Below are 11,599 nucleotides of genomic sequence, written 5' to 3' on the forward strand. Positions count from 1 at the left end.
TCCAATTAGGAAACAAAGCCAGGTATGGGGTTAATTTGCCCCACCGATAACGCGAAGCAATTAATGATCCGTTTGGATTCTATCGCTCAAGAAGGGATCGCCGAAGATATCAAAGAGAACGGGAAAAAGGCGATCATTCGTCGTGAGTTATTTAATCATGAGTGTTTCTACACCAATGATATTTGTGATTGTGTGGAAAAGCTCGAAGGGTATGGCATCACTTACGATGAAATTCATGAAGTGTTTAATCATATTCGTAAAACGGAAGACGTTTATTAAGCGTGAAAATTAAAGCGCCTTGATATTTGCTGTCTCAAATATCAAGGCATGTTCAATTACATCGGAGTTAGATTTAATGAACATTCTGAATGCTACACAAGATAGAGAAGAAACGAAAGCAAAATATTACTTTTGTACGGCCGTGCCGTTTTCGTTGGGTAAAGTGGTCTATACGCAAGGTATTGAGCAGTTATTAGATAGTCATGTCGGTGCTAACTTGTCGATTTATTTGCAGCGTCACCAAAGTGGAGATTGGGGAGAGACTTGCATTGAAGATAAAATCACCAATGACGAAGCAACCAAAACAGGCGAGAGAGTGATATCGAATTATACGATTTGTGATCAATCGGTTTGGATAATAACTGAACGTGACCGCAGCGTGACCACAATTTTATTACCTTGTGAATATTGATATCTTAATGGGATGGCATAAAATGAGAGTCCTATTATTAGGGCTCTTTTTTATGATGAAACCATTACTTTATCTTTCGTTGTTATCTCCGTGTTTCAGTTGGGCTTTTTGCTTTGATGAGGCAGGGCGATTTTATAATGTCGATCCACAGCTTTTAAAATCCATTGCAACGGTAGAGAGCAGCTTAAAACCGAACGCGTACAATGAAAATAAAAATAGAGTCGGTGAGGTGGTTAGTCGTGACTTTGGATTGATGCAAATTAATTCCCATTGGTTTGATCGACTATCCGAATTTAATGTGAATGAAACAAACATCTATAATCCTTGCTTTAATGTTCATCTTGGCGCGTGGGTATTAAGTTCTAATTTTTCTAGTCATGGTTATAACTGGAACAGCGTCGGCGCGTATAATGCGGGTTTTTCCAAACGCACCGAGAACGCCAGAAAAATATACATCCAAAAAGTCCAATCGGTTTATTTTAAGATGAACGTTCAATAAAAGGCCTTGCACCATAATGGTGCGAGGCCTTCAGCTTTTCCTCTTGCTTTCTTCCTTCAATTTCCAGATCCCCCGCATCCCTCGTTCGTCAGATTCATTCGCCACCTGGTCGGCTTTTGTCTTTCGCTGTCAGTTTTTCCCGTCGCTTTGATTAGGGACTCAGATCATTCGTTCTGAGTTGTTGGTTAGTTGAGTTGGTGACCACACACCACCCTAAATCGAAGTTCGATTTAAATGGTTGTCTGTTGTAAGTAACTGATAGTTAAGGTGTTAAATTTTTCGCTTTTTTCATGTTGTGGCATTTTTGATAACGTTTTTTTGTTCAAAAATGCCCCTGTAAACAGGAGCTAAAAATGAAAAAAATGCCGCTTACTCAGCGATTTATCGAGCGTGTAAAGCCGACGTCAATCACACAAGAATACTATGATAGCAAGGTGTCTACACTGTATTTACGAGTCTACCCATCAGGAAGGCGAGTTTTTTTTGTTCGTTTTCAGAGTGACGGATTGAGAAAGAATTCTAAGATAGGCTGTGCGTTAGAGTGCTCACTGCGCCAAGCAAGACGCGAAGCCTTGCAGCTTGTTCATCAAGTTCGCAGTCCGACAATAGAAACATTACCCACAATAACGGTGCAGGCATTCGGCCAAGAGTTTTTTAAGCGTTACCCACGTCACTGGAAGCCTCGTACTTTGAAAAAAAACGAAAGTGCTTTTCGTCTTCATATCGCTCCTTACCTTGGAGATAAGGAGGTGAAATCCATTGATCGAAACGAGGTAGAGCGGTGGTTTGCTCAGTTAAGTCATGTGAAAGGCTCAGCTAACCAAGCGTTAGTCTTGCTGTCGGTTATGATGCAGCAATGTGAAACGTGGGGTTATCGTCCTAAAAATACCAATCCTTGCCGTGGTTTCAAACGTTATAAAGCTGGAGAAGTCGAACGCTACCTTGATAAAGACGAATTACGCCAATTATGGGGCACCTTAGACTCGTTAGAGAAGGATAATCCAGATAAGGTTATGATTATTCGACTTTTAATATATACAGGTTGTCGCTCATCGGAAGTCAGAACCTTGCAATGGAAAGAGTACAGAGGTCGTCACTGGCATTTATTAGACAGTAAAACGGGGGCGAAAACAGTGTACCTTTGCACACAAGTCAGGGCTTACCTTGACGCATGGCAATCAGAGAGTGATTACCTGTTTCCGGCTCCTTGCAACACTCAACCCATATCGATAAACCAGTTGACTGAATTCTGGGGGAAAGTTCGCCAGTTAGCAGGATTGGAGGGGGTACGCTTGCATGATTTACGTCATACCTACGCGAGCCTTGCTATTCAGTCGAAGGTGAACTTAGTCGTATTAAGTCGCCTTTTAGGGCATGCGGAAGCGGAAACCACCTTGAAGTATGCGCATTTAGGGCGTGAAGACGTGTGTCAGGCGGCCACGCATGTGGCGAGTGTATTAGTGAAGGGGATGCGCTCATGAAATCACTGTTATTCTCATCGAAGGTGGTTCAATCACTTAACGCCAAAGCTCGAACGTATACAGTGTGGGATACCAAGAATCCTGCGTTAGGGGTTCGGGTGTATGCGGATGGTCGTCGTTTCTATGTGACTTATTTACCCATTCCCAATAAGACGTTAGCAGCAGTGGGGCAATTCACCTTAAAGCAAGCCAGAGAACACGTACAAGCTTTGCAGAGCTCTTTTTTAGAAAAAGAGGCAAAACCGATACGGTTAATCCGTTTTGATGCGTTAGTGAAAGAAGAGTGGACGGAGACGGTCTTAAAGGAATGGAAACCCAGTACGCAAGCGGGGGCGTTGAGCGCCTTAAGAAAACATTTGTTACCAGAGTTTGGTCGTTATCCCGTTGGCCGTATTGATTCATTTCGTGTACACCGTTGGTTTGATGAGCTTAGTCAGAGTTACGCAGGGGCTGCAAATCGTAATCTTGATGTGCTTCGCTCTATCTTCAAATATGCAGTTAAGCAGGGCTACTGCATGAATAACCCTTGTGATGGTATCCAGCAAAACAGAAAAAAGAAGCTCAATCGTTTTTTGAGTTTGGATGAGTTGGCACGATTCCATAAGGCATTGATGGCGGTTAGCCAACAAGGAGACATGGAAGCGTGTTGTTGTCAGGTATTAAACTTGATTTTGCTTACAGGTTGTCGTATTTCGGAGGTAACAGGCTTGAAATGGTCTTTTATTAAAGGCAATGAGTGGTACTTACCAGACAGTAAGACGGGGGCGAAGGTGGTGTATGTTGGTAAGGAGGCGCAACAACTTCTTTTAGATATCCCAAAGCAAGCTTGGTCGAAACAAAGTGAGCCCCACGATGATGTTTTTGCTCCTTTGCGTCGTTTTGTGAGTCGGGCAACTAAGGTAGGGATGATATGGCAACAAGTGAGAGCTTTAGCGAATATCGAAGATGTCCGTATTCACGACTTGCGTCATACTTTTGCCAGTTATGCGGTATTAGAAGGGTATCCTATTCTGATGGTGTCGAAGTTATTAGGTCACGCTCGCATTTCATCCACGCTTCGTTATACACATGTAGATGATGCGCAAGTCTCTGAATCCGCAGAGAGAGTAGGGGACGTTATCACTGAAATCATAACCGTAGAAAGAGGAAGTCATTCTAAGGTTAAGAAGCGTAAATCCAGAGATCTTAAAGTCAAGCCAAAACAGAAAGCATCCAACATAGTGACCGACGAGCAGATAAGGGACATTAGAAATGAACTCGATTTTTTATCTTGGTAAATAATGAGCGAGTAAACACTATAAGCTGCCTAATTGGTGTTAGGTGGCTTAGGTGTTGAAAATTATTTTTGGACAAAAACGTTTTAGCAAGATTGCTAATTTAGCGAAGCATGAATTATTAAAAGTATGGAAAATTTGTTTACGTGATTGTCCAGTATCGCTGAAGCAGATCAAATTGTACTATTTGGGGAGTTTACATATATTCAGAAACAGCAAATAAAGTTATTGTTCTTGAATACCTAGTTTTAAGCTATAAATGCAGATTTCCCCAATGCCTTCAGCAGCCCACTGGTCCATTAAGACTCTACAAACTGGAGGCCCATTACCCAATCAGAGACTTTTACAAAGTTAAGCGTATCCACGTTTTGTTTCTTGAACGCTTTTACTACTTTCTCATGAACAATAATATGAGGGTAATCGCTGAATTTTGGCATAAAGACCAAGCGTTCTTTCTCTGGCATCGCAGACAACTTGTTATCATCCAAATAGTACTGCTCAATTGTGTGTCTAGTATCTTCCGGGTCATAATCATCAATCTGACACTTTTCTAGATTCAAAACATCCATTTTCTCAAATACATTAAACACCCAATAGCCCTCATGATATTTGTCATGATCATCTACGATCACGCTGGGGTAAACCTGACAACATGCATTGTCTATATTACCAAGAGATTGTTTAATTTCATCAGAAAATACTGGGTAGGTTGAGTCTAAGTGAGCCTTTTTGATTGGCCTAGAAACCCCTCGAACCAAATCTTCATCACGATAGCAGTTTTCAAAAAGCATTGGCTCATCACCACTTAGCTTGGTGTATTCGTAATCCCTCATGGCTGAATGCTTTTGAGGCTTTAGGTACAAAGTATTTTCATCATAATTTTCGAAAACAATATAGTATTGGTCGTTGTATTGGCTCATTGTCCTACCTTGGGTATCCATCTGGTGTTTTGGTACGTGATCGTTTTGGTGTTCCATGGGGAACTACTGGTTTGATAGCGCTTGTCTTTGCCATCTCTTTCGCCCAGTTGATAGTGAAGCCGGTCACTGTTGCAATAGTTATCAGGATTGGTTTGTGCGTTGATAATATCGAATTGGCAGGCGCAGCCGGGTCCTCCTGGAATAAAGTATTGGGAAATTTTGGTCAACGGTAATGAAAAAAATTGCCCTCTTTCAATTTTGTTGATTTTCTTTAGCACTTTACGACTAATCGGGTCGAGCAGCTTATGTATCTCTGACTCGGTTTCTGTTTTCTTAGTCTTTCCATAGCAGTCTTTAATCTTTTTTCTTATCTCTGGATCTCTCAACTCTCCAGAAACGTAACGATGATAAGGTTCTTCCCTAGGTCGGCTAAAGATATGATCGCCGCGGTGTAATTGGCAATGGAGTTGACATGCACCCGGCAAAGTAGCAGGAAAGCCGACCAAATTCGATAACTGGTTGATGTCGTAGCCTTTGTTGACTAGGTTTTCACCCAGCTCACTGTGTTTTACTGCTTCTGCCGAAATAATATGATGGGTATCCATATGGATACCATTATTATAAGGGTGCTCAGATAATTTTTTTACGTTGTTTACCCAGCGCTTACGATAGCCTTTTTTCTCAATCATACCATCGACGAAATCCGATTCTGCCGCCTCTTGACTCATCAGTGTGCCCATAGATAACTTATCCTATACATATTCGATTTCACCCCGGTACAACCGAGGCGTTTTATGTTCTTCACTCTTACACAGTCGACATTTACCCTTTCTAGGCTCATGTTTCTCTTCCACTTGAGCGGTACTATTAACCCGTTTGTCTGCTATGGCGGACTTACGGCGCAATGCCAAATGGCCCGCTAACTTGTCGTAATCTGGCAAGATGTCGACTAAACCATCGACGGTGCTGGTAAAGGTTTCTAGTGCTTGTGCGGCATGAGAGGCTGCACCAACCTTTTTAACGCCCATGGTAAACTTCGCTGTAACCGTCGCAATTCTGGCGGCTGCCCCTGCTGGCCCAGTTAGCAAACCAATCACTATGGTTAACACCACTTCAATGGCAATATACGCAGCTGCTTTACCCACGTGGTAGAAATAGAAGTTAGGTGGGACAGCTTCAATAATCAGGTTCAAGTATGTAAAGAAAGGCAAGATGCTGTTGTCATCATTAATCAACGCCAAGGCCTTAGGGAAAAACTCACTCTCCTTGATTTCCATTGCCCATTCAGGGTCAAACTCCATCACAACAGTGTCAACGAACTTTTCTACGCCTTTAACATCGTTGTTGGTAAAGAGCGTAGGCAAATTCCAAATCGCTTCTCTGTGTCTTGCAATACACTTAATCTTGCGCGCCATATCGTCTGAGCCTTCATTCCACCAAAGCTGCACATCATCAATGGCCTCATCAATGTTCTCGTACGCATCCACACTGGCCGCAATAAGCAAGTTAGGCGCCATACTGGAAATATAAGCCGCCTGTTTTACCCAGCTTGGTAAATCACTTTGAGCTAACTGAACTTCCGTTCCTTTCATCGCATCGGCGGTGTACTTTTCCAATGCATTGTATTTTTGATTGGCGTAAATATAGAGCTTATCAAAACCATCGGTGGTGGCATCTGCTAAGGTATGGCCCATCTCGCCCCAGACTTCGGGAGAGAAAAGTTCCACCACATCAGCACCCCAAGCTTTAGCCCCTTCAAGCACACCATCACCCAAACAAAGTACACCTTCTTCGTTCCATTGTTTCTGGAAACCTGTCATATCTTTCGCGACTGTGTTTAAAAGGCCGTCCAAATAAGTCTCGATAGCTTCCTGTTGTTTTACAATCTTATCTTCAATGCCTGGTTCACCTTCATACTCGATAGTGACAGAGTCTGTGTTGGGCTTGAGATCATCGACCACCACTACACCTCCCTCTGTCTTCTGGGTCTCTAACGCCAGATCCATAGTTTCTGAGGCCGTACTTCTTTGCGGCAATGGATTGAGATCCAATTTGTCTTTATGGGGAACGGAGCCATTGGCTATCACTTTGAGGTTTTTAGCGTAAACAGGCGTTCCCCACAGGTCATCGTGAACGGCACGGATCTTAATCCACTTCTGCTCCTCTAACTCTATTTTCGGTATCGCATTCACGACTACTTCGATAGTCCCTGCTTCGGCAGAGTAAACATGATCAGGCGCTTGAATGACCGAGACATCTGACACATCATCCATAAGTTGACTAGCTTTATTTTCCATACGCTTGAAAGCTTGGCTGAGGTTATCGGACAATTTTTTAGCATAGGTATCAATGGTACTCACATGCTTTTTATAGATATCAGACGACAAGTAATCATAATTCAACCGACTAGCTTCGGACTTAAGAGATTCCACACGCCCTTTTATCTTACTAAGTAGACTCTCTAGTTCAGAGTTGAGTATATTCTTAGCCTTATCCCAAGGGTAGTTATTGATGAAAACCTGAGGATTACCTTTACCACGAGCTCGCATGTAAGCCAGCATACGGTCTGCGGTTTCATGCTTGGGTAAACGAAATAAGACGGAGAAAATTTCCCCTTCTTCCATCACCATTGGTAACCCGTTCGCCAGTACACTATCAAAACTCGTATCAGAGAGACTATCAATTCCCGCGATTAGCGATTCTGACAATACGCTGAAATGAAAATCAGGGTGTCTAAACTCGAAGTGGGCTTTCGTTTCTGCTTCCACAATATCGGCAAAATATCGGTCAGCGGTGAGGCTAGGTCCCATGGTTCCCCAGCCTTCTACTGGCGGGGCAATACGATTCGGGTGCCAGAAGGTTTGCTGTCCCTGAGCAGACCTATCAAAGAAGTCATCATCATTGTAATCGGGTAGGTAGTGTGGGTTGGTTAAACGAACCGGGGTAGCAATAAACTCATCCGTACTTTCTTTAACCAGAATTTTGATTTGACCCGGCTTTAAGCCTGATACTTTGCTTTTGCCAGAGTTATCAAAGTGACCAGGAGACAGAGCACCACCAGAGACATCGGTAATGTCAAAATCTGCGTTCTTAAGAAGTACACCATCCGGGTATCGAGCCTTGATGTAGACAGTGTAAGTGCCGTCTTCATCTTCAGTGACCGTGACAGCAGGGTTTTGAACCCCACCTAGGCACATGGTGTTGCCCTTGTTCATTGTCATTTGGTCTGACAACCTAGCCACGCCTTTCCCTTCGATGATGACACTCGGTGATGCGGAAATGAACTCGGCCTCGGCCTCTATCGTACCCGATGCTACGCCTTTCTTGTCCCCGCCCGCATCGCCTGTGCTCTTGGCAAACTTACTGCCCTTTAAAGCAATACTGTTTCCGCCATCTGCTGTGACTGTCGTAGTGCCTTCCACTAAATCTGCCGACTTCGCGTTATTTCCATAAGGGATTGGTACAACAGGTTTACCGACTGTAGTAAGGCACACATCAGGCAGGGTAGCATTCGCCTCTCCTCCCGAGCCTTTATGGACAACACTGAGTCCATTTGCACTTATTGTAACTGCCATTAATATGTCCTACTTAGATTAAGTGGATTAGTTGAGTTTTACCTTAGCGCCCTGGATCTTATGAATTTTTTCAGCGCTACTACTAAGATGCTTGGCTGTTGTAGTGATACGGCTATCCGTTCCACTATATTTGGTTTGTGTCGTCCCAGAGCCAATAAGCACTTCTTCCTCTGCATCAAGGGTTATCCTCTTTGCTTTAACAACAAGCTCTTGCTCTTCAAGCAAAGAAATATAGATATCAACCAATGTTGGAATGGTAAGATCTTCGGATAGAAAAGAGATTCGGCAATCGAGTTTATTATCGTGGCCATAAAAATTTCTGACTGAGTAAAAGCACGGCCTATTGACGCCCAGAGAGGTTGAGAAAATGGGTTATGCTCAAAATCTACTTTGACTCGATTCTTTTCTGGATGAACTTCCACTACCCAACCAATTCGAGAGCAGGGTTTTGAAGTAGGCTTAAGAATATCTCTTGGTGGCTCTTGATTCATGGTGGGCCCAGTGATTATTTAGAGCCTATTATTTTATCTCTGGGCGATTTGAATAGGTAATGTGGAAATGAATGGTCACTACGATTGAATAATCGACTTTAAAGACATGAAGGCCAATCAATGTAACTAGACTAGCAAATCAATTGGCTTTATCGCATGTGTTTTTCACTTTTCTATAGGTTTATCTCGCACTCAAATTTGTGATTAAAGTCACGCACATCACTATCATTTTAAAGTTGAGAGTATTACATCACTTGAGTAATGATAGAAACGATATACCAAGCCAAAAAGCAACACGATGATGTCTTTTGTGTCGTATAACTTTGACAACTGCTAATGTCAGATAACTTTTATTAGGGGAAACACACATTAACAAGGTGTGAATGAGTAAAAGGTCTACCTTATAATGGGGCAGAAATTAGATAACTCGTGCCTAGCTAATTACGGATTTAAAGCCAAAAAGTGATCAAACTTTATTGGAATCGAACAAACTATTTTGACATCTGACAATACTTTTTTCGCGTGCGTTTTTCCTAACAAAGTGCCCCTGTAAGAAGAAAATTGGACGTTAATTCAAAAGTAGTGTGGTCAAATATACACCCCATCCCCTTTCAATAGGGGCTTTTTTTATGGATAATTCAACCTCTTAGCGAAAATACGAACCAAAGAAAAAGAATTTATTTAGTGCCCCTGCGCTTTCAGTTTACCGCCACACACCACGCTAAATCGAAAACGATTTAAATGGTTGTCTGCTTTAAACATAAAGACAATACAATCAATAACTTATGATATAAATAGAAGAGTGAATATTTTGGGGGGGAAATTTTCAAAATTTCAACTAATTAGCCGCTGAAATCCAATGTAGATTTACATCATAAATGCATCAATTGTACTTAATCCCTTTTCGAGAAAGGTCTGAGAGCTTGTTTAAAGTGGAAGTGATGTACTAGTGATTTATTAGCAATTAACTCGATGTTTTTAATGATAAATAGTGAGCTTTTTTGCAAGCATGTGATTTAATTGTAATGTAGGTAAAGTGTTGTTTAGAGGGAAATCTAAGAAAGGATGGTGGGATTATGGCGAAAGCTTTTTCTGTACAGAGTTACATTCGGGGTGAATTGGAGCAAGATTTTAAGGTGTTCAGAGACAGAGAAAAGTTAGGTGATGCGGAAGCCGTCAGGCAACTTCTCACGCTGGCATTGAGGATCAAACTGAACGATAAGGAAGATGAGCGGCCGTCTAACCGCGAGTTGATGGAAGAGATGTATCGACGGATCAGGATGATCCAAGGGACGGGTAATTTAACCCACACACAAAGTTTTGATGGTGTCGCGTTCCATGAAAATAAAAAAGATGCAGTAGAAATGCGTAATTTGGTTTCCGCTGATGTGGATAAAAAAGTGGATGCTTATCTTGCAGGCGAAAAAAAAGGGTAGCAGCAGCTACCCTCTTATTATCGCTCTAACTCTCTGTCGATTTCTCTGTCTTCCCAATGTCTCTCTTTCTCTGATTGATTAAATTCCATCTCTTGTTGAGGTGAATATTCTTTTGGCTCAAAGTGGTCGAATGATTGGCTGTCGATTTCTGTTTTCTCATTATAGTTGAAGGTGTCTAATTCCCTCTCCTGATGAGACGTGTGCGGCTCACTTAATTCAAGGTTATGTGCACTGTTATCTCGCTCTAGTTTATCAATGCACGATTTGATGTCCTCTTTAAGGTTATCATTTGACATGAATTGGATGTCTCGGCCATTAAAGTTCTCGACGATTTTTTCAATGTTGTTCGGGTTTAAATCGTGATTGCCATGATTTAATACAATAATGATGTTCTGTCTTAGTTCATCGGTAGAGATGTTTTGAATGTCGTTCTTATGATTGAGGTTAATAATATCAATCTGTCCTTGGGTTTGGTCTCGAATTAGAAACGATTGTTCAATCGATGTGCTGATGATGGTGGTGTTTAAATTCTCCCCTTGATGGAATCTTGTTAATTGTTTGGATTTCGTCCCTAGGGTTCTTGGGTTAATGTCTAGGGAGGTATCTTTATTTCCTTGAGTGTCTAAATAGGTCACTTCAATGGCTTTGGTTTCGCCTTCTTTATTGTGGATGTTGGTTAGCATTGCAGGGTGAAGGGATCTATCTTCGGATGAATAGACCGCCGGGTGGAATTTTACATGGTTGTTTTCAATGTTATTGACACCGAGCTTGTTTAAGTACGTTTGGGCCAGTGTGTTATCCATCGGTAAGCTTTGATTGATATAATCCTTAGCCCGTTCTTCAAACTGCGCAATATGCCTTGGGGTGGTGCTCAGTAATTTGTCGTGTTTACTGTTTTCCTCCAGTTGATATTTTTCCGGTTCGTTGATCATCTTGTGCGCTTCATTCATCGCGGCTTTATAATTCATTTCCTTATGACTCATGATTAGGTTAATCAATGCGCCTTTTTCGCCTGTGGTGTAGTCTTTGAAATACCCGCGATGCTCTCCAGTTAAGGTGACTTTAATGGCCGATTTTCCAATACCAAAGGTTAAATAATCCCGGTCTGATTTGGATTGATTCGGCTGGCCTAATAACTGAATGGCGAGGCTTTCGGTGTATTTTGGTAGCTGCGTATTGATGTGCTCCCTAAATGTGTTGTAGTCAAAGTCACCGCTTTTATTTTGGAACCG

Annotated in this window: 9 protein-coding genes and 2 pseudogenes; 6 read left to right on the forward strand and 5 right to left on the reverse strand. The window is 42.1% G+C overall.

Going from position 1 to position 11,599, the window contains the following annotated elements:
- Positions 1–21: 21 nt before the first annotated feature.
- The 5 genes and pseudogenes from AB4503_RS15380 to AB4503_RS15400 all read left to right on the forward strand — a co-directional run.
- A pseudogene (locus AB4503_RS15380) lies at positions 22–279 on the forward strand (hypothetical protein); the annotation flags it as partial.
- 76 nt (positions 280–355) lie between these two features.
- A complete protein-coding gene (locus tag AB4503_RS15385; RefSeq protein WP_372107105.1) occupies positions 356–691 on the forward strand; it encodes a type I restriction endonuclease subunit M in 336 nt (111 codons plus the stop codon).
- Between the two features lie 55 nt (positions 692–746).
- Entirely contained in the window at positions 747–1,190 is a 444-nt protein-coding gene (locus AB4503_RS15390; RefSeq protein ID WP_029189388.1) for a lytic transglycosylase domain-containing protein, read from the forward strand.
- 353 nt (positions 1,191–1,543) lie between these two features.
- Positions 1,544–2,671 (forward strand): site-specific integrase, encoded by a 1,128-nt coding sequence (locus AB4503_RS15395; protein ID WP_102535542.1) that lies wholly within the window; start codon positions 1,544–1,546, stop codon positions 2,669–2,671.
- Entirely contained in the window at positions 2,668–3,948 is a 1,281-nt protein-coding gene (locus tag AB4503_RS15400) for a site-specific integrase (RefSeq protein ID WP_102535543.1), read from the forward strand. The genes AB4503_RS15395 and AB4503_RS15400 overlap by 4 nt, the downstream gene beginning before the upstream one ends.
- 296 nt (positions 3,949–4,244) lie before the next feature.
- Here AB4503_RS15400 and AB4503_RS15405 read toward each other — a convergent pair whose 3' ends face one another.
- Genes AB4503_RS15405 through AB4503_RS15420 form a run of 4 tightly spaced genes read right to left on the reverse strand, consistent with a single transcriptional unit; the run spans position 4,245 to position 8,686 of the window.
- Complete coding sequence (locus AB4503_RS15405) at positions 4,245–4,865, reverse strand: imm11 family protein (protein ID WP_017097879.1); 621 nt, start codon at positions 4,863–4,865, stop codon at positions 4,245–4,247.
- A complete protein-coding gene (locus AB4503_RS15410; protein ID WP_017097878.1) occupies positions 4,862–5,605 on the reverse strand; it encodes an AHH domain-containing protein in 744 nt (247 codons plus the stop codon). Before AB4503_RS15410 ends, AB4503_RS15405 begins: the two co-directional genes overlap by 4 nt.
- A 12-nt stretch (positions 5,606–5,617) precedes the next feature.
- Positions 5,618–8,440: a PAAR-like domain-containing protein gene (locus tag AB4503_RS15415; RefSeq protein WP_102258471.1), complete on the reverse strand. Its 2,823-nt coding sequence runs from the start codon at positions 8,438–8,440 to the stop codon at positions 5,618–5,620.
- Between the two features lie 27 nt (positions 8,441–8,467).
- Complete coding sequence (locus AB4503_RS15420) at positions 8,468–8,686, reverse strand: hypothetical protein (protein ID WP_372115340.1); 219 nt, start codon at positions 8,684–8,686, stop codon at positions 8,468–8,470.
- Between the two features lie 1,321 nt (positions 8,687–10,007).
- On the opposite strand from AB4503_RS15420, the gene AB4503_RS15425 reads away from it, so the two are divergent.
- Positions 10,008–10,367, forward strand: coding sequence for a hypothetical protein (locus AB4503_RS15425; protein ID WP_016800120.1), 360 nt, complete (start codon positions 10,008–10,010; stop codon positions 10,365–10,367).
- A gap of 17 nt (positions 10,368–10,384) precedes the next feature.
- On the opposite strand, the pseudogene AB4503_RS15430 reads toward AB4503_RS15425, so the two are convergent.
- Positions 10,385–11,599 (reverse strand): annotated as a pseudogene (locus tag AB4503_RS15430) (conjugative transfer relaxase/helicase TraI); the annotation flags it as partial.

Source organism: Vibrio sp. 10N.222.55.B11 (assembly GCF_041473705.1).
GTDB lineage: Bacteria > Pseudomonadota > Gammaproteobacteria > Enterobacterales > Vibrionaceae > Vibrio > Vibrio crassostreae_C.